Genomic DNA, 19,265 nt, shown 5'->3' with positions numbered 1-19,265 from the left:
GAGGATCGGCAGAGCGGGTGGGGATGTGGCCAACGTACTGCACTGGGACGAGAGTGCCCTGTTGAGCGGCGTGTGCGCGGGTGGGCCGTTCGGGGGCCGGGCGCGTCGGGGCCGGGCGCGTCAGTCCGAGCGGAGAATGGCCGCGCGCGAGTGGGTGCGCCGCGTGCCGCGGTGGAACACCAGGATCATCAGCCGGGAGCCGGGCGCCGTCAGGGGCTGGGCGGCGCACATGGTGACCCAACCGGGGCCTTCCAGCGCGTGCAGCAGGGGACGCTCGTCGCCGTCGGGGTGCGGGTGGGAGTTGCCCGCGGTGTAGAGGTCGGCGATCTCGGGATCGGCGAGGATCTCCTTCTCGATCTGCCGCAGTATGTCGTCGTCGGGCCTGGTGGCGAGCGCGGCCCGCAGCTGCGGCAGCACCATCGGGGCCCAGGCGGTGTGCCAGTCCGTCAGCGTCTCGCGGCCGTGCGGGTCGAGGAGCATCCAGCGCAGTGTGTTGCCCGGCACCTTGCCGCCCGGGAACATGCCCGCGAAGGCCGTGTTGTAGGCGAGCATCTCCCAGGACGCGTCCGTCACGTAGGCCATGTGACCGATCCCGTCGACGGCCTCCTGCCAGACTCCCGGCACCTCCTTGCCGGAGGAGAGGTGGAGCGGTCCCGGCGGGTCCTGAAGCAGTGCGTAGCGGCAGAGGGAGACCCACTCCTGTTCGTTGAGCCCGAAGAGGCGGGCCACGTCCCGGAGCAACGAGGTCGGCGGATTGGGGTAGTTGCCGGACTCGAGGCGGTGATACGTCCCGAACGTGCGGTGGAGCAGCTGGTCGACCTGGTGCTGGGACAGGCCGGGGGCGCGCCGGCCCTGACCTGTGGGGCGGGCGAAGCCGTGCGATTCGGGGGCTATGAGGGCGCGTCGTTCGCGGAGCAGAGCGCGGAGCGCCGTCTTGTTCATGGTGGGTAATCCCTCTTGGTGCACGCCGAGTTGGAGCGTGATCAGTCTAAATATTCACATCGGCTTTGGTAGTAAACATTGCCCGAAGAAAACGATCAGTCGCTGGGGCATCATGGAGCGTGCGGGGTCACCGACCTGCAGGTTTGATCGTCGGGTGACGCCCGTGCGCAACAGCGGGGCATCTTGTCCGGGGAGCTCGAGAATGGCTGAAATTCCCCGGCATTGGGTACCCCCTAGGCCTACTGGGGCCGATGCGGGAAGCGTGTGGGACAACTGTTCGTATTTCGGCCCGAGTCGTCGGAGTGGTCGGAATCGGAGCAGTGCAGGGCCGCACGGCGCTACTTCCCGCGGTGGTTCCGTAGGATCCCCGGCTGCGGTCGGTGCCGTCACTCGCCATTACGTAGCGGCCACGGTACCGGCCGCCCGTGGTTGTTCCCGGGCGGATGCCCGTGGCCGCTCTCGCCGAATCCCGGTTCACATCGATCGTGCCGGGCGGGTCACGCGGCCGTGATCTGCTCCTCCGCCTGCGCCAGGATCTCCGTGACCCGCAGTCCGAACCGGACATCGCACGGGTGCGGGGTGCCGCTGCCCGCGGAGTCGACGAGCCCGTCGACCGCCGACCGGAACGCCTCGCCCGCCTCCCACGTCGGCAGCGTGACGGTGCCGCTCTCGCCGCGCAGCTCGACGGTCAGCCCCGCGGACTTCGCCGGCGCCGTCAGGCTCAGCGTCGCCGTGCTGGACGCGCCGCCGGTGTGCCGCAGGATCAGATGGGCCGTGTCGCCGGGCCCCGGCGCCGCCGTCACGGCGCTCACGTCGCCGAGCACGGGTATCAGCATGGACAGGGCGTGCGGACCCACGTCCCACAGGCCGCCCCGGCTCGCACGCCACGGTGACGAGAACGCCTCGGTGCCGTCCGGGCCGTAGAACGAGCCGTACCAGTCGGCGCGGCCGGTGAACCAGCCGCCCGTGGCGACCTGTTCGGACAGCCAGGCCGACGTGTCGGCGGCGAAGCGGAGCGTGAAGAAGACCACGGACGCCACCCCTGCGCGCTCCACCGCCGCGGCGAGGTGCCGGGCCCCGTCGACGGTCGTCGCCACCGGTTTGTCGAGCAGCAGATGGCAGCCCGCCGCCGCGGCCCGCGCGGCGAGCGGCGCCTGTACGTCGGGCGGTACCGCGAACGCCACCGCGTCGCTGACGGCGAACAGCTCGTCCACGTCCGCGTACGCCGTCGTCTTGTGCGCGGCCGCGAGGGTGGCCGCCGCCTCGGGGCGGCGTCCCCAGACGCCGCTGAGGTCGACGCCCGGGTGCCGGGCCAGGGCGGGGGCGTGCGTGGCGGAGGCCCAGGGGCCCGTGCCCACCAGGCCGATACGGAGTCGATTCATGGGCGGCAGTATGACCGAAGCCGCCCCGGGCGACCTCCCGCGGCGGTGATCCGCCCGTCCGGCGAGACGGTTCACGGCCACGCAGGGGGCGGCCCGGAGGGCATCCGGGCGGACGCACGGAGTCTTCGGTTCCCCGGTTGCGAGTCGCATCGAATGCCCGGCGGTGAATTGTCATTCGCCCACTACGGGGAATGTGAATTCAGGGAATCACCGACCGGTGCGCGCCCGCTCCCCGCCGTACGACCACCACCGCCGCGAGTCCGACGGCCAGGCCAGAGACCGTCTGCGGGCCGAAGGGCTCGCCGAACATCAGGGCGCCCCAGAGCGCGGTGACCGGAGCCATGAGGAACATCAGCGTGTTGACCTGGGTGACGCCGGAGCGCCGCAGGATCAGCCAGTACAGGCCGTACCCGCCGAACGTGGAGAGCGCCACCAGCCACCCGATGGCCGTCCAGAACGACGCTTCGGCCGGCGGCGTCGCGGCTCCCGCCGCCAGCGCGAGTCCCGTGAAGACCACGGCACTGGTGACGCAGTGGACGGTCAGCGACACCGAAGGGCCGACCGGCCGGGGTGCGCGCCGGTCCAGGAACGTCGCCGCCACCAGCGAGAACATGCCGAGGAACGGCACGAGATAGGCCCACCACGGGGCGTCGCCACCACCGGCGAAGTCGGCGGCGGTGACGATGGCGACGCCGCTCACGCCGAGGCCGAGCCCGATCCACTGGGTGCGGGAGACGTACTGCCCGAGCAGCGGCCCGGCGAGGGCACCCGCGACGAGCGGCTGGGTGCCGTCGATCAGCGCGGTCGTCCCGCTGGAGACGCCGAGCTGGATGGCGTAGTAAACGGTGAGGAGGTAGCCGCTCTGCGACAGCGCGCCGACAGCCGCCTGCCGTCCGAGGTCACGCGCCGTCAGACCCCGCCAGGAGGCGCGCGCGAGGACCAGGGCGACCAGCCCGAGGACCACGGCCAGCGGCAGGAAGCGCCACATCAGGACCGTCACCGCGGACGCGCTGCCCGCGCCCAGTTTGGCGCCGATGAATCCGGAGCTCCAGGTGAGCACGAATGCGGCCGACAGCAGGACGTTCATGGATTCCTCCCCGTCTCGTGCGATGCGGCTGGGGTGAGTGAGTAAACCGATCTGTATACCTGCGTGGCGTCGAGTATACAGATCGGTTTACTGGGGCCCTATGATGGGTTCATGGGCGACGGCATGCATGGAACGGAAGAAGGCGGGGTGGCGGCGCCGCGGCGCGTCGTCATGACGCCGGGCGCGCGCCGCGCCCTCGACGCCGCGGGGCGGCTCTTCTATGAGCGGGGCATTCACGCCGTGGGGGTGGACCTGATCGCCGCCGAGGCCGGGGTGACGAAGAAGACCCTCTACGACCGGTTCGGCTCCAAGGAGCAGATCGTCGTCGAGTACCTCGCCGACCGGGACGAGCGCTGGCGGGCCTTCCTCGCCCCGTATCTGGAGGCCGCGCCCTCGCCGGACGCCCGGATCCTCGCCGTCTTCGACGCCTCGCGGGACTGGGCCGTCGAGCGTTCGGCCAAGGGCTGCAGCATGGTCAACGCGCACGCCGAGATCAGTGACCCCGCCCACCCCGCGTACCCGATCATCGCTGGTCAGAAGGCCTGGATGCTCGCGCTCTTCACCGGACTCGCGGGAGAGGTCGCGCCGGGTGCGGCCGCGCGTCTGGGGCGGACGCTGATGCTGCTGCACGAGGGCGCGCTCGTGGCGCACGGCCTCCAGGTGTTCCCCGCCGCCGTCGAGCAGGCCCGCGAGGCTGCCGCAGCGCTGTTGAAGGTCGCCGAAGGGGATCGTTGACAAGTCTTTGCCGATGGCCGGAATGTTTCGTTCCGCTGAAGGGGCGGCTTGCGCGCCGGGGCGGATTGGAAGGGTGTCAGCCCCGCTCGGCGCGGCTCTGGCCTTGGTAAAGAGCGGCCGGAATCGCCGGGGTGGGTGAGGCGGCCGGGCTGTCGGCGCGTTGACCGTACGCAAGAGGAGGCGCACGCTGCACACATAGGTGCTAGTTACACCTAGTTCGGCGAGCGGAAGGAAAGCGCATGTGCGGCATCACCGGCTGGGTCTCCTTCGACCGTGATCTGACGGCCGAGTCCACCACCCTGGACGCCATGACGGAGACGATGTCCTGCCGCGGGCCCGACGACCGCGGCACCTGGACCGGCGGCCCCGCCGGGCTCGGACACCGGCGGCTCGCGATCATCGACCTGCCCGGCGGGCGCCAGCCCATGACCGTCGAGACGCCGACGGGCACCGTCGCCCTGGTCTACTCCGGCGAGACCTACAACTTCACCGAGCTCCGCCGCGAACTGGCGGGCCGCGGCCACCGGTTCACCACCGAGTCCGACACCGAGGTCGTGCTGCGCGGCTATCTCGAATGGGGCGAGGCCCTCGCCGAGCGGCTGAACGGCATGTACGCCTTCGCGATCTGGGACGCGCGCCACGACAGGCTCGTCATGATCCGCGACCGCATGGGCATCAAGCCGTTCTACTACTACGAGACGTCCGACGGCGTCCTGTTCGGCTCCGAGCCCAAGGCGATCCTCGCCAACCCGCTGGCCCGTCGCCGCGTCACCCTGGACGGTCTGCGTGAGATCTTCACGGTCGTCAAGACGCCCGGTCACGCCGTGTGGGACGGCATGCGCGAGGTCGAGCCCGGCACCGTCGTGACGGTCGACCGCGCGGGACTGCGCCGGCACGTCTACTGGTCCCTGGAGACGCGTCCGCACACCGACGACCGCGATGCGTCCGTCGCGAAGGTGCGGGAGCTCCTCGACGACATCGTGCGCCGCCAGCTCGTCTCCGACGTGCCGCGCTGCACGCTGCTCTCCGGGGGCCTCGACTCCTCGGCGATGACGGCACTCGCGGCGCGTCAGCTGGCCGAAGTGGGGGAGACGGTACGGAGTTTCGCGGTCGACTTCGTTGGTCAGGCGGACAACTTCGTCGCCGACGAGCTGCGCTCCACGCCCGACACGCCCTTCGTGCACGACGTGGCGAAGTCGGCCGGCACCGAGCACCGCGACATCGTCCTGGACTCGCACGCCCTCGCCGACCCGGACGTACGCGCCAAGATGATCCGCGCCCGGGACATCCCCATGGGCTTCGGCGACATGGACGCGTCCCTCTACCTCCTCTTCCGCGCCATCCGCGAGCACTCCACGGTGGCGCTGTCGGGGGAGTCCGCGGACGAGGTCTTCGGCGGCTATCTGCAGTTCTTCGACGAGACGGCGCGGACGTCCGACACCTTCCCCTGGCTGGTGCGGTTCGCCGACCACTTCGGGGACGACGCCGGTGTCCTGCGCCCCGACCTGACCGCCGCGCTCGACCTCCCCGCCTACATCAAGGAGAGCTACGCGACGGCCGTCGCCGGCATCCAACGCCTGGACGGCGAGAGCGACTTCGAGTACCGGATGCGGAAGATCTGCCATCTGCACCTGACACGGTTCGTCCGCGTCCTGCTGGACCGCAAGGACCGCGCGAGCATGGCCGTCGGCCTGGAGGTGCGGGTCCCGTTCTGCGACCACCGGCTCGTCGAGTACGTGTACAACACGCCGTGGGCGCTGAAGTCCTTCGACGGCAGGGAGAAGAGCCTGCTGCGCGAGGCGACGGCCGATGTGCTGCCGCGGTCGGTCTACGACCGGGTGAAGAGCCCCTACCCGTCCACGCAGGACCCCAAGTACGGGGCCGCGCTTCAGGGCCACGTCAAGGAACTGCTCGCCCGGCCCGGCCACCCCGTCTTCGATCTGGTGGACCGCGAGCGGGCCGCGCGGGCCGCCGGCCGGGAGGCGCCGCAGATCACCCAGGCCTCACGCCGTGACCTGGAGCGGACGCTCGACCTGGCGCTCTGGCTCGACCTCTACAAGCCGGAGATCACTCTCACCTGACTCCGGCCCCCGCCCCTCATCTGTCCCGCTCGCCGCCCAGGGCCTTCGGCTCCGCCGAGGCGGCGAGGGTGTCGAGGAACCGCTTCAGCGCGGGCGTCCCGTCCCTCCCCAGCCCCCGCTGGACCGGCGGAACGGCCGCTCCGCGCCGGCTGTCGGACGTCTGGCACGGGCCGGGCCGCTCCTCGGTCCGGACGGTCACGGCGCGGCGTACGAACTCGGCCACCGGCATCCCGAGACGATCCGCGTGACGCACGATCGCGGCGTACTCGTCGGGCGTGAACAAGACCTGCACAGGCTTGGCACCGTCCATGGACGCATGATGCCGCCCGGGCGTCCGTGACGCGGTGCGGTTGGCATATTCGCCCTCGAAGGCGTGAAAACAGGGGAAGACAACCCCGTGAATGGAATGTGGCACCGACCGGACGGGGGAATCTCGGTCGGTGCCACATCATGTTCAACGATAAACCATAGATCGGGGTTCCCCGACCGGGGGGCCGGGGCTGTGACCTGCGTTACGCCGTCGCCACCGCATGAGTCGCTACTGCACGAGTCGCTACTGCATGAGCATGATCGCCGATGCCGTCGTCCCCACGACGACGATGAACGTGCGCATCGCCAGGGGCGGGAGCTTTCGGCCGAAGCGGGCGCCGATCAGGCCGCCCACCGTCGAACCCGCGGCGATCAGACCGGCCGCCGTCCAGTCGATGTCGGCGACGGCGATGAAGACGACGGCCGCGACGCCGTTCACGAGGGTGGCGAGGACGTTCTTCGCGGCGTTGAGGCGTTGCAGGTCGTCCGGCAGGAAGGTGCCGAAGAGGGCCATGAGCAGGACGCCTTGGGCCGCGCCGAAGTAGCCGCCGTAGACGCCGGTGACGAGGACCCCGCACCACATGGGGGCGCCGCCGTCGCGGTTCGCTTCGCTCCGGCGCTCCTTGAGTCTGCGGTTCAGCCAGGGCTGGAGCAGAACCAGCAGGCACGCCGTAAGGATGAGTGCCGGGACCACCGCCTGGAAGGCGTCCGCGGGGAGTCGCAGGAGGAGCAGCGCGCCGATCAGGCCGCCGATGAGGGAAGCGGTGCCGAACCGGATCAGGCGTCTCAACTGCCCTTTCATTTCGCGGCGGTAGCCGTACGCGGCGCTCAGAGTGCCCGGCACCAGGCCGAGGTTGTTCGACACGTTGGCGAGCACCGGCGGGAGGCCGAACGCCAGCAGGGTGGGGAAGGTGATGAGGGTGCCGGACCCGACCACCGCGTTGAGCCCGCCGGCCGCGACACCGGCGGCCCCGACGGCCACCATCTCGAGCGCTTCCACACGTCACCTCTCCCGAGTCGATGGCCCGCGCACCAGGGCTCCTTGAACCCCGGGTCGACGCCCGTCGCCGGGTCGCCGCCCGGGCCATAGACGATCTTGATGCACGCGGAAAACCCAAGTCAATCCTCGGGTTTCCTTGCACCCACCCAAGGGATAACTTCGCCCTCGTGACCCTCGACGACCTTCGCATCTTCATCGCCGTGTGCCGCGCCGGCAGCCTCAGCGCCGTGGCCCGCGACCTGTCCTGTACGCAGTCGGCGGTGAGCCAGCACGTCAAACGCCTGGAGCGGGAGCTCGGCGTCAGTCTCCTGGAGCGGCATGCGCGGGGCGTCGTGCCCACTTCGGCCGGGCGCACCCTGCGGGCAGCCGCATCCGACGGCATCGGCGGCATCGACCTCGCGGTGCGCCGGCTGCGCGAGCAGGTGCGCGGTGACGGCGGGGCGGTGCGGATCACCACGGGGGCCACCTCGGTACGGCACTTCATGGCCGAAGCCGTCGTGGGCTTCCGGGGCCGCTATCCGCGCGTCAGCCTGGAGTTCCAGACCGTGAGCTCCAGCCGCGGCTGCTTCGACGCGCTCGCCGCCGACGACCTGGACCTCGCCTGGATCACCCTCGGCGAGCCCGTGCGCGGCATCGAGCAGCGGCCCGTCGTGGAACTGCCCTGGGTGCTCGCCGTCCGCGCCGACGACCCGCTGGCCGGCCGCCCGCGCGTCGAGCCCGCCGAGCTGGCCGCGGGACAGCTCATCACGCCCCCGGAGGGATCGACCTCTCGAAGTCAACTCGACTCACACCTCGGCGAGTTGGATGTGGTGCTCCCGACCGTCACCAGCGTCGCCGACTGGGACACCGCCGTCCTCCTCGCCGAACTCGGGCTCGGCCAGGCCGTCGTGCCCGCGCTGCCCGGCTGGCGCGAGAGCGGCCCCGCGGGCCTCAGTCTCGTCCCGGTCCCGGGGCTGCCGCCACTCTCGGTGGGCTGGGCGGTGCGCCGCTGGGACGCGCTGAGCCCGCTGGCCCGCGCCTTCGCCGACACCGTCGCCGAACACTGCGCGCCGCTCGGCGCGGCCCCCGCGCAGGGCGCCGGTGACGGCATGGGTCTGCGCGAAAAGAATTCCATCGGCGGGCAACCTTCTGTGCCTTGGGCGGCGACTGCTCAGCGGCCCGGTCCACCGGACACGGGCGCCCCCCACGTACGACAGACGGGAAGCGACGCATGACCGACCTCCATGGCAAGGCGCGACACCGCAGAAAGAAGACGGCCCTCCTGGTGGGCACCCCGCTGGCCCTCGCCGCGGCCGGCGCGATGGCGTACGGCGCGGCATTCGGCGCGTTCGGCGAGGAGGCGCAGCCCCGCGCGGCCGCCGCCACCGCCACCGGCGCGGCCCCGGCCTGGGCCGACGACACCGCCGACGGCTTCGCGTCGGTCCACGCGCTGGGACAGAAGGGGACGTACGGCGGCCGGGACGGGAAGACCGTCACCGTACGGACCCTCGCCGAGCTGGAGAAGTACGCGACCGCCCCGGAGCCGTACGTCATCGTCGTGGCAGCGGCGATCACCATGGACCCCAAGGGCAAGGAGATCAAGGTCGCGTCGGACAAGACGATCGTGGGCGCGGGCACCTCCGGGCAGCTCGTCGGCGGCGGCTTCTTCCTCGGCCAGGGCGTCCACAACGTGATCATCCGGAACCTCACGATCCGGGACTCGTACCACGGCACCTGGAACGACAAGGAGCACGACTGGGACGCCATCCAGATGGACGGCGCGCACCACGTGTGGATCGACCACAACGACCTGCGGCACATGGCCGACGGTCTGATCGACAGCCGCAAGGACACCACCTACGTGACCGTGTCCTGGAACAAGCTCAGCGACAACAACAAGACCTTCGGCATCGGCTGGACCGAGAACGCCACCGCCGACCTCACGATCCACCACAACTGGTTCCGCGAGACCGAGCAGCGCAACCCGTCGACCGACAACGTCGCCCACGCCCACCTCTACAACAACTACCTCCAGGACGACCCGGGCACCCACATCACCTCGTCGTACGGCAACTACTCGCGCGGCAGGACGAAGATGGTCCTGGAGAACAGCTACTTCCAGGGCATCAACAACCCGGTCATCAAGGACGCCACCGCCGCTGTCGTCCAGCGCGGCAACGTCTTCTCCAAGACCAGCGGCCGCAACGAGAGCGGCGGCACGGCGTTCGACCCGAAGGCGTACTACAAGTACAAGCTCGACAAGGCGGCCGACGTCCCCGCGCTCCTCAAGTCCGGTGCGGGCCCCCGGAGTTCCCTCGGTACGACGGCCGGCGCCCGCGCCGACCGCACCCTCACCGTCGCCAAGGACGGCAGCGGCCAGTACACGAGCGTGCAGAAGGCCGTCGACGCCGTCCCCGCGGGCAACTCCTCGCGCGTCGTGATCCGGGTCGCGCCCGGCACGTACCGCGAGACGGTGAAGATCCCGGCGAACAAGCCGCACGTCACGGTCGAAGGCACCGGCACCAGCCGCAAGGACACCGTCATCGTCTTCGGCAACGCGGCAGGGACGCCGAAGCCGGACGGTTCGGGGAAGTACGGCACGAGCGGCAGCGCGACCTTCGCCGCCGAGGCCGACGACTTCCGGGCCCGCAACCTCACCATCTCCAACGACTTCGACGAGGCGCGGAACCAGAGCCTGGACGGACACCAGGCGGTGGCGCTGCGCACCGCGGCCGACCGGGTCCGCCTCGACTCCCTCATCGTCAGCGGCGACCAGGACACGCTGCTCCTCGACACGGCCGCCAAGGCCAAGGCGGGCCGCGTCTACATGACCAACTCGTACGTCGTCGGCAACACCGACTTCGTCTTCGGCCGCGCCACCGCGGTGATCGACAGGTCCGTCCTGACCCTGAAGAAGCGCTGGAACGGCACCTCGGCCGGATATGTCACCGCGCCCAGCACGACCGCCGGGCGCCACGGCTTCCTCATCACCCGCTCGACGGTGAACGGCGACGTCTCCGCCGGCAGCTTCCACCTCGGCCGCCCCTGGCACGCGGGCGGTGACGCGAGCCTCGACCCGCAGACCACCGTCCGCGACACCCACCTCGGCGCCGCCGTGAAGCCGGCTCCCTGGACCGACATGGGCGGCTTCTCCTGGAAGGACGACCGCTTCGCCGAGTACCGGAACACCGGCCCCGGCGCGGGCGGCCCCACTGGAGACCGCCCGCACCTCACGGACGCCCAGGCCGCGAACCAGGAGACCGTCGACTGGCTCGGCGACTGGAAGCCCTAGCCCGGACGGCCCGACCTGCCGCGGCCGGTCGCGGTTTCAGCCCATGTGGACGGGCGCCGCGCCCTCGGCCGTCTCCTGCTTCCGGGCGTTGATGGCGAGCGCCGTGACGGCGAGGCCCGCCAGGAACATGACGCCCGCGCCCACGAAGGCCAGCGTGTAGCCGTGGGTCAGCGCGTCGGCCGCCTCGGCCACGAGGCCGTGGTCCTTCGTGGCCACGCCCCGGTAGAACGAGGCGGCCGCTTCGGGCAGCCGGTCATTGGCGGCCGACGTGGAGATGGTCGCGAGGACGGCGAGGCCCAGGGCGCCGCCGATCTGCTGGGCGGTGTTCAGGAGCGCGGAGGCGATGCCCGTCTCCTGGTGGTCGACGCCGCTGACGGCGCCCAGCGTCATCGGGACGAAGCCCATGCCGAGGCCGAGCGCGGTCACGAACATGGCCGGCATCAGATGTCCCGCGTACGACGAGTCCGGGGTGAGCGTGGCGAACCAGAACATGCCACCGGCCGCCACCAGCAGGCCGGGTCCGGCGATCACGCGGGGAGCGAGGCGGGTGACCAGCTTGGCGCTGAGGGCCGCCGCCACACCCATGCCGAGGCTGAACGGCAGGTTGGCGAAGCCGGTCTTCACCGCGCTGTAGCCCAGGATCAGCTGCATGTACAGGGTGAGGAAGTAGAAGGTGGCCATCATGCCCGCGCCGATGAACAGCATCGTGGCGAAGGAGCCGGAGCGGTTGCGGTCCTTGAAGAGCCGCAGCGGCATCATCGGGTGCGGGGTCCGGCTCTGGATGAGCAGGAAGGCGCTGAGCAGGACGGCGGCGACGGCGAAGCAGGACAGCGTCAGGCTGTCGGTCCAGCCGTGTTCACCGCCGCGCGTGATGCCGTAGACGAGGGCGATCAGGCCGCCCGTGCCGGTGATCGTGCCGGGCAGGTCGAGGCGGCCCGGGTGGCGTTCGGCCTCGACGAGCGTCTTGGTCCCGGCGAGTACGGCCAGGCCGATGGGGATGTTCACGAAGAACACCCACCGCCAGTCCAGGACGTCGGTGAGGACACCGCCGAGCAGCAGTCCGACGGTGGCGCCGATGCCGGCCATCGCGGCGTAGACCCCCATCGCCTTGTTGCGCGGCTTGCCCTCGGGGAACGTCGTGGCGATCAGGGAGAGGGCGCTGGGCGCCGCGACCGCCGCGCCGACGCCCTGCAATATGCGGGCGCCGATGAGCAGGCCCTCGTTCGGGGCGAGCCCGCCGAGCAGCGACGCCAGGGTGAACACGGCGATGCCCACCTGGAACATCCGGCGCCGGCCGAAGAGGTCCCCCGCGCGGCCGCCGAGGAGCAGCAGCCCGCCGAAGGCCAGCGCGTAGGAGTTGACGATCCACGCGAGGTTCGCGTCGGACACCTCCAGCGCGGTCTGGATGCTGGGCAGCGCGATGTTGGTGATGGTGCCGTCGAGCACCACCATCAGCTGGGCCGCGGCGATCACGAACAGGGCCAGGCCGAGGTGCCGGCCGGCGCCGGGTGGGCCACCGGCCGTGTCCGCCGGTGAGGGAGTGGTGACAGCCGTGCTGTCAGCAGACATGAAAGAGCTCCAGAACGAGGCGTGGACACATTCCGCCGGAACGCGAATCAGGCGTGGAAGACCTTCTTCCATTCCGGTGTGAGGGGCTGCGGCGACCCGCCGCAAAGGAGCGGATCAGCGCTGCGCAAGCCGAGCGGTGCGCCGACGAAAAGGCGGCCCGGCTCGGGACAAGAGGAAACCCTAACACCCAAAAGGCGCTGGTAGAGGCCGTGTGAGAGGAATGCAAGTGCAGTCGATCACGGACTTGACTTTTCTCGCGCTTTCCTAGGCTGCCGACTTTTTTGGGTTTATGGATTTCGCTTGCATTTCCGTTCGAGCTGTGAGCAATGAGGGTGCGGGGGGCGCCTCGGGTTGTGCTCACACTTTCCGCGAAATGGCAACTTGCACTAACGTTCACGTCCGGGTCGACGGAGGGGAGGGGCAGTGGCCATTGACATCGGGGTCTTCCTGCCGGTGCTGGAGGCGGAGGGGCAGGGGCAGGCGGGGGAGTTCGCCGCGGCCGCGCGCCGGGCGGAAGGGCTCGGCTTCGAATCGGTGTGGGCGAGTGGCCATCTGACGGGGCGCGTCCCGATGCTGGACCCGACGGTCACGCTCGCCACGGCTGCCGCGGTCACCACCCGCATAAAAGTCGGCTACGGAGTCCTGACGGTCCCGGTCCACCGGGTCGCCCACCTCGCCCAGCAGCTCACGAGCCTCCAGTTCCTCTCTCAGGGGCGCCTGTTGGTGGGCGTGGACACCGGAGGCAGCGGCTGGGCGCAGTGGCGCGGCGGACCGGCCGACCCGCCCGTGTGGGCGGCGACCGGAGTGCCGTACGAGGAGCGCAACGAGCGGACCGAGCGCGCGCTCGAGCAGCTGCGGAACTTGCTCGTGGCGTGCCCGACGGAGGTCGGCGGCGCCGAGCTGACCCTGAAGCCGCGCGTGAACCGGTCGCCCTTCCTCATCGGCGGCGAATCGGACGCCGATCTGCGGCGCGCGGTCCGGTACGGCAGCTGGTTCCCGAACCTCGCCTCTCCCGCGTACCTCGCGCGGATGCTGCCACGACTGGCCGAACTGGGCACCGAGGCGGGCCGCGTCGTCCGGCCCGTGGTGAGCGTCGCCGTCCCGGCCACTCTCGACGCCGGGGACGCGGGGGAGCGGCGGAACCCCCCGCCGGCCGAGAGCGTGCTGCGCCGCTACGGCATCGACGCCGGGCGCGCGAGCGCGATGGCGGTCGACGGGACACCGGAGCGGGCCGCAGAGAAGATCGTCGAGTTCGCGCGGTCCGGTGCCGACAGGATCGTCCTGAGCTTCCCCGAAGCCGACTGGCGTACGCAGTACGAACTGGCGGCGCGGGCAGCCGAGTTGGCGTGGGGCACCCTGCCGTTCCGGCGAACCGCCACCGCGGGGAGTCAGACCAGCTGCGGCGGCTGGGCGCGGGTCACCCTCGACGTGGAGCGGGAGCCGGGGACGTACGCCTTCGTCAACCCGATCAGCACCGAAGTGCTCGACGCCGGACTCGCCGAGGCTTTGGAGGAGGGGGTGCGCGAAGGGCTCGCGGGGGAGGCACGGACCGTGCGGGTGCACCGCGCCTGGGTGCACGCGGTCGACGCGAACGAGCGGGTGTTCCACCGGGCGGGCCGCGAGGCGGTCGCGGCTGCCCTGGCCGCGGAACGCTCCGGTGCGCGGCGGTGACCGACCGCCCCCCGACGGTCTCCCTGTGGCGGAACCGCAACTACCGCGTCTTCCTCCTCATCCAGACCTTCTCCGCACTCGGCGACTCGTTCTCCTTCGTGGCGATACCGCTGCTCGTGCTGCACAGCACCGGCTCGGTCGTCCAGATGGGTCTGGTCACCGGAATGACGGGCGTCGCGTCGATCGTCACGGGCCTCTTCGCCGGTGTGATCGCCGACCGGTTCGACCGGCGCAAACTCTTGATGCTCGCCGACGTGGCGCGCTGCCTGTTGTACGCGCTGATTCCGCTGGTCTGGCTCTTCGCGACGCCGATGTGGCTGGTCTACACGGTCGTTCCGCTCACCGGCGGCTTCGCGATGCTCTTCCAGGTGACGTACGTGGCCGTGGTGCCCGCCATCGTCGAGCCTGACCAGATCACCAGGGCCAACGCCCACCTCTTCGGCTCCTACGCCGTGGCGACGGTCGCCGGACCCACGCTCGCGGGCTTCGTCGCGGCGGCGTCCGGCCCCGTGGCCGCCATCGGCATCGACGCCGCCACCTTCGCCGTATCCGCTGCCGGACTCCTCCTCGTCCGGCTGCGCCCGACACCGCCACCCGCCGCCACCGACGACGAGAAGACGTCCGGCGAGGTGGCGGGCGGGAACGTGCGCGGGGAGTTCCTCGCCGGAATCCGCTTCCTGTGGGCACACCCCGTCCTGCGCCCGCTGACCGTGCTGCTGTCCCTGGTCATCTTCCTCACGCACGGCATGACCGACGTCATCATCTTCCGCGTCAAGAAGGACCTCGGGCACGGGGACGACACGGTGGGCTATGTGCTGAGCGCGGGCACCGTCGGCACCTTCCTCGCGTCTTTCGTTGTCACCCGGGTGCGCAAGGGCCTCGGTTTCGGCCCGAGTTGGGTCGGCGCCACCGCGCTGGGCGGAGTCGCCGTCGGCTGTCTCGGACTCACCGACAGCGTGCCGGTGATCGGCGCGCTCTCGGCGGGCATGCTGCTCGCCACCGGCGTCGCGGGCATCTGCTCCATGTCCTTGCGTCAGGAGGTCACGCCCGGTCACCTCCTGGGGCGGGTCACGGCCGCGTTCTGGACCACGCACTACTCGCTCGGCCCGCTGGGGGCCGCCGCCGTCACCGCGGGGGCGGCCGGATGCGGGGTCGCCCGGGTGTGCCTGGCCGTCGGCGCGGGCGTGGTGTGCGTGGCACTGAGCGGGACGCTGACGGGGATCGTGCGGGCCGAGGAGCCCGCGTGACCTCCGGCTCTCACCTGCTGCGCGTCGCGCCTCCGAGGTGTTCCTCGTCCGGGTCGGGCGGCGCGGACCCGCCGCGCCCGGTCCGTTTCTCGTCGCCGTGGCCGGGCCACCAGGCCGCGTGCCCGATGAGCGCGGTCAGCGCCGGGGTGAAGATCAACGCCATGACGAACGCGGCGATGAGGATGCCGAAGGAGAGCGAGAAGCCCATCTGGGAGAGCGTCGAGTTGCCCGCGAGCATCAGCGTCGCGAACGTACCCGCGAGGATCACGCCCGCCGAGCCGATCGTCGGCCCCGAGTGCCGCACCGCCGTGCCCGCGGCGTCGTGCGGCCCGCGGCCCTCGCGGGCCTCCTCGCGCAGCCGCGACACCATGAGGATGTTGTAGTCCGTGCCGAGCGCGACCACGAACAAGTACATGATCACCGGCAGCATGAACATCAACCCCGGCTGGCTGCCGACCTGTTGGAAGAGCAGGGAGGTCGCGCCCAGAGTCGCGCCGAAGCCGAGTGCGACGGACAGCATCAGGTACCAGGGCGCCACCAGGCTGCGCAGCAGCAGGCCGAGGATCACCATGATGGCGAGCGCCGCCACGGGGAAGACCACCGAATAGTCGCGGTCCACCGCCCTGTTGATGTCGACGTACACCGCGGTGGTGCCGCCGACGAGCGCCTTCGTGCCGGCCGGCGCGTCCTCGTGGGCGGCGGGACGCAGCCGGTCCTTGACGGTCGCCAGCGCCTTGTCGGAGGCCGGCGGGTCCGAGAGGATCACGGAGTACGAGGCCGTCGTACCGTCCGGACTCAGGCGCGGCGCCCCGACCTCGCCGACGCCACCGACGCCGGAGAGCCGCTCGCGGAACGCTGCGGCCTGCGGCTTCGGCACCGGCTTGTCGGCCGTGGAGGTGAGATACACGGAGGTCGGGTCGGTGGTGCCCGCGGGGAAACCCTTCTGGAGGTCGTCCAGGGCGACCATCGACTCCTTGTCCTTGGGGAGCGAGGACCCGGCCAGGTCGAAGTTGGCCTTGTAGCCGAGCGCGCCGAGCGTGAGCGCCCCCATGAACAGCGCGGAGACCAGCGTCCACACGGCGGGCTTGCGGGCGATGGACGCGCCGAGCTTGGCGAACCCCGTCCCGTGCGGCTCCCGCTGCCAGGACTTCGACGGCCAGAACACCTTCGTACCGAGCAGCGACACCACCGCGGGGACGAGCGTGAGCCCGGCGAGCAGCGTCACGAACACCGCGATGGCGAGGGCAGGGCCCATCGACTGCAGCATGCCGAGCGAGGACAGCGTCAGCGCGGCGAACGCGACGATGACGGCGCCCGCCGCCGACGTGATGGCCTCACCGACCCGCTCGACGGCGTGCACCATGCCGCTCTTGGGATCCTCGCCCGCGCGCAGCGCCTCCCGGTAGCGGAAGAGCAGGAACAGGATGTAGTCGGTGCCGACGCCGAACAGGACGACGGTCAGGAGCTCCTGGATGGAGGAGTCCGCCTTCATGTCGAAGGCCTTGTTCGCGGAGGCGATCAGGCCGGTGGCCATCGGCGAGATCAGGCCGATGAGGACGACCGGCAGCAGCGCGATGATGGGGCTGCGGAAGATCACAAGGAGCAGCACGATGATGATCACGATCGTGCCGACGCCGACGAGCAGCCCCGCCCGCTCCGACGCGTCGCTCTCGTCGAGCGCCTGCGCCGCCGAGCCGGTGATCCCGGCCGACAGGTCCGTCCCCTGCAACTCAGGCTTGAGCGCGTCCCGCAGCTCCTGCACGGCGTCCTGTTGCGAGGTGTCCTCGGGGTCGGTGATCTTCGGCATCGCGACGACGGACGTCTGCACCTGCTTGTTGGGCGAGACCTCGCCGGGCACGACGGCCTGCACCTCGGGGATCTTCCGGCTCTGCAGGTCCTTCGATACGCGGTCCACGTCGGCCGAGTCGGCGGCCGTCAGCTTCTCGCCGTCGGAGCGCTGGAAGACGATGATCGCGCCGATGTTCTGCTGTTTGGGGAACTCCTTCTCCTGCACGTCCGAGGCGCGAATGGACTCGTAGTGATCGGGCAGGAAACTCGCCTCGTCGCTGCTGGAGGTGAGCTTCGGCGCCAGTGAGATCACGGCGCCGGCCGCCACCACCCACGCCAGGATGATCCACCAGGGGCGGCGCACCACGAATCGGCCCAGGCCAGAGAACATCGGCTACTGCCTCTCCTCGCCCCCGAGGCATAACAGTCGTGTTCCGCCCAGGATCGGCCCGCCCGGGCGGCCCCGCCACTCGAACGACACACTTTCGGTCACTCGCGTCGCGGCGGGGCGCCCGGGGGCACCGGCGGGCCCGTCAGAAGTTGATCATGTGCCCGGCCAGGCCGTGCACCGCTTCCTTGACGGCCTCGCCCAGGGTCGGGTGCGCGTGGACGTTGCGCGCGACCTCGTGGACGGTGAGGTCCCACTGCTGGGCCAGGGTGAGCTCGGGGAGCAGCTCGGTGACGTCCGGGCCGATCAGGTGGGCGCCGATGATCTCGCCGTACTTCGCGTCGCTGATGATCTTCACAAAGCCGACGGTGTCGCCGAGGCCGTGCGCCTTGCCGTTGGCCTGGAACGGGAACTTCGCGACCTTGACGTCGAAGCCCTTCTCCTTGGCCTGCGCCTCCGTCCAGCCGAAGCTGGCGATCTGCGGCTGGGAGTACGTGGCACGCGGAATCATCGGGTAGTCGAGTTCCATCGTCTCGGCGTCCGCGAGGGTCTCCGCCGCCACGACGCCCATGGCCTCGGCGGTGTGCGCCAGCATCAGCTTCGCGGTGACGTCACCGATGGCGTAGATGTGCGGGACGTTCGTGCGGCAGCGGCCGTCGACGTCGATCGCACCGCGCTCGGTGAGCGCCACGCCCGTCGCCTCCAGGCCGAAACCGGAGACGTTCGGCGCGAAACCGATGGCCTGCAGGACCTTGTCGGCCTCCAGGATCTGCTGCTTGCCGTCCTTGCCGGTGACGGTCACCTTGACCTGCTCGCCGGACTCGTCGATCGACTCGACGCGCGTCGAGGTGAGCACGTCGATCCCGAGCTTGCGGTACTGCTTGGCCAGCTCCTTGGAGACGTCCGCGTCCTCCAGCGGCGCCACGCGGTCCAGGAACTCGACGATCGTGACCTTCACGCCGTAGTTGTGCAGGACGTACGCGAACTCGATGCCGATGGCGCCCGCGCCCGCGATCACGATGGACCGCGGCAGCGAGTCGGCGAGGATCTGCTCCTCGTACGTCACCACGCGCTCGCTGCGGCTCGTGCCGGGCAGCAGCCGGGGCGTGGCGCCGGTGGCGATGATGCAGTTGTCGAAGCCGATCGTGGCGGTCGTGCCGTCGGACTTCGCGACCTGCAGCGTGTTCGCGTCCAGGAACGTGCCCCGGCCGTCGAACTCGGTGATGCCGTTCTTCTTCATCAGGAAGTGGACGCCCTTGACCCGGCCGTCCGCGACCGTGCGGCTGCGGCTGAACGCCTCGCCGTAGTCGAAGGACACCTGCCCGTCGACCTTGATGCCGTACGTCTTCTGCTCGTGCGTGAAGAGGTGGGCCAGCTCGGCGTTGCGCAGCAGGGCCTTCGTCGGGATGCAGCCGACGTTGAGGCAGACACCGCCCCAGTACTTCTCCTCGACGACCGCTACCCGCTTGCCCAGCTGGGCGGCGCGGATGGCGGCGACGTAGCCGCCGGGTCCTGCTCCGAGCACGACGACGTCGAAGCGGTCTTCCATGGGGAGGTCCTCTCTGGGTGGTACGGATCCGGTGGTGCGGATGGCTCTCTGCCCCGATCATCCGCCATGTGGCGGCCCGGATGGTCGGCGGGTGGGGCACGCCACAGCCCGTACCGGAACTCCGGTACGAGGACGGGACCGGCGGGCCCCGCCAAACCCCGGGCACGACACGGCTGTTGGAGTTTCCGAAGTTCGTTCACCCGAACGTGGATCACCGGTTAGTGTCGCGACAAGGAACACGTTCCG

At 70.6% G+C, this 19,265-nt stretch carries 14 protein-coding genes; 6 read left to right on the top strand and 8 right to left on the bottom strand.

Annotated features, from left to right (window positions below; genetic code table 11):
- Positions 1–120: 120 nt before the first annotated feature.
- From ACZ56E_RS11690 to ACZ56E_RS11680, 3 genes are all read right to left on the bottom strand, one after another.
- Complete coding sequence (locus ACZ56E_RS11690; RefSeq protein WP_468610908.1) at positions 121–942, bottom strand: MmyB family transcriptional regulator; 822 nt, start codon at positions 940–942, stop codon at positions 121–123.
- A 497-nt stretch (positions 943–1,439) separates the two neighbouring features.
- Positions 1,440–2,324, bottom strand: coding sequence for a Gfo/Idh/MocA family protein (locus tag ACZ56E_RS11685; protein WP_471213409.1), 885 nt, complete (start codon positions 2,322–2,324; stop codon positions 1,440–1,442).
- Positions 2,325–2,523: 199 nt separating this feature from the next.
- Positions 2,524–3,411: a DMT family transporter gene (locus ACZ56E_RS11680; RefSeq protein ID WP_471213407.1), complete on the bottom strand. Its 888-nt coding sequence runs from the start codon at positions 3,409–3,411 to the stop codon at positions 2,524–2,526.
- A 111-nt stretch (positions 3,412–3,522) separates the two neighbouring features.
- Here ACZ56E_RS11680 and ACZ56E_RS11675 point away from each other — a divergent pair, with 111 nt between their 5' ends.
- Complete coding sequence (locus ACZ56E_RS11675) at positions 3,523–4,146, top strand: TetR/AcrR family transcriptional regulator (protein WP_471213406.1); 624 nt, start codon at positions 3,523–3,525, stop codon at positions 4,144–4,146.
- Positions 4,147–4,385: 239 nt separating this feature from the next.
- Positions 4,386–6,227, top strand: a complete 1,842-nt coding sequence (asnB, locus tag ACZ56E_RS11670) for an asparagine synthase (glutamine-hydrolyzing) (protein WP_471213404.1) — start codon at positions 4,386–4,388, stop codon at positions 6,225–6,227.
- A gap of 16 nt (positions 6,228–6,243) precedes the next feature.
- On the opposite strand, the gene ACZ56E_RS11665 is transcribed toward asnB, so the two are convergent.
- Positions 6,244–6,537, bottom strand: a complete 294-nt coding sequence (locus ACZ56E_RS11665; RefSeq protein ID WP_468610918.1) for a plasmid mobilization protein — start codon at positions 6,535–6,537, stop codon at positions 6,244–6,246.
- A gap of 243 nt (positions 6,538–6,780) precedes the next feature.
- A complete protein-coding gene (locus ACZ56E_RS11660; protein WP_471213402.1) occupies positions 6,781–7,536 on the bottom strand; it encodes a sulfite exporter TauE/SafE family protein in 756 nt (251 codons plus the stop codon).
- Between the two features lie 167 nt (positions 7,537–7,703).
- Here ACZ56E_RS11660 and ACZ56E_RS11655 point away from each other — a divergent pair, with 167 nt between their 5' ends.
- Together ACZ56E_RS11655 and ACZ56E_RS11650 are read left to right on the top strand one after the other, a co-directional pair.
- Positions 7,704–8,750: a LysR family transcriptional regulator gene (locus tag ACZ56E_RS11655; protein ID WP_471213400.1), complete on the top strand. Its 1,047-nt coding sequence runs from the start codon at positions 7,704–7,706 to the stop codon at positions 8,748–8,750.
- Positions 8,747–10,807 (top strand): pectinesterase family protein, encoded by a 2,061-nt coding sequence (locus ACZ56E_RS11650; RefSeq protein ID WP_471213399.1) that lies wholly within the window; start codon positions 8,747–8,749, stop codon positions 10,805–10,807. Before ACZ56E_RS11655 ends, ACZ56E_RS11650 begins: the two co-directional genes overlap by 4 nt.
- 36 nt (positions 10,808–10,843) lie before the next feature.
- Here ACZ56E_RS11650 and ACZ56E_RS11645 read toward each other — a convergent pair whose 3' ends face one another.
- A complete protein-coding gene (locus tag ACZ56E_RS11645) occupies positions 10,844–12,376 on the bottom strand; it encodes an MFS transporter (RefSeq protein WP_471213398.1) in 1,533 nt (510 codons plus the stop codon).
- A gap of 423 nt (positions 12,377–12,799) precedes the next feature.
- Here ACZ56E_RS11645 and ACZ56E_RS11640 point away from each other — a divergent pair, with 423 nt between their 5' ends.
- Positions 12,800–14,047 carry an LLM class flavin-dependent oxidoreductase gene (locus tag ACZ56E_RS11640; protein WP_471213397.1) on the top strand — a complete coding sequence of 416 codons (1,248 nt, stop codon included), beginning with the start codon at positions 12,800–12,802 and terminating at the stop codon, positions 14,045–14,047.
- Positions 14,044–15,294: an MFS transporter gene (locus ACZ56E_RS11635; protein ID WP_471213395.1), complete on the top strand. Its 1,251-nt coding sequence runs from the start codon at positions 14,044–14,046 to the stop codon at positions 15,292–15,294. The genes ACZ56E_RS11640 and ACZ56E_RS11635 overlap by 4 nt, the downstream gene beginning before the upstream one ends.
- Before the next feature lie 10 nt (positions 15,295–15,304).
- Here the strand turns inward: ACZ56E_RS11635 and ACZ56E_RS11630 are convergent, their stop codons facing one another.
- Together ACZ56E_RS11630 and lpdA are read right to left on the bottom strand one after the other, a co-directional pair.
- Positions 15,305–17,473: an MMPL family transporter gene (locus tag ACZ56E_RS11630; RefSeq protein WP_471213394.1), complete on the bottom strand. Its 2,169-nt coding sequence runs from the start codon at positions 17,471–17,473 to the stop codon at positions 15,305–15,307.
- 142 nt (positions 17,474–17,615) lie between these two features.
- A complete protein-coding gene (gene lpdA, locus ACZ56E_RS11625; RefSeq protein WP_471213393.1) occupies positions 17,616–19,019 on the bottom strand; it encodes a dihydrolipoyl dehydrogenase in 1,404 nt (467 codons plus the stop codon).
- Positions 19,020–19,265 lie beyond the last annotated feature (246 nt).

The organism is Streptomyces sp. NPDC039480, assembly GCF_055597165.1.
This window is presented reverse-complemented; position numbering and strand designations above follow the sequence as displayed.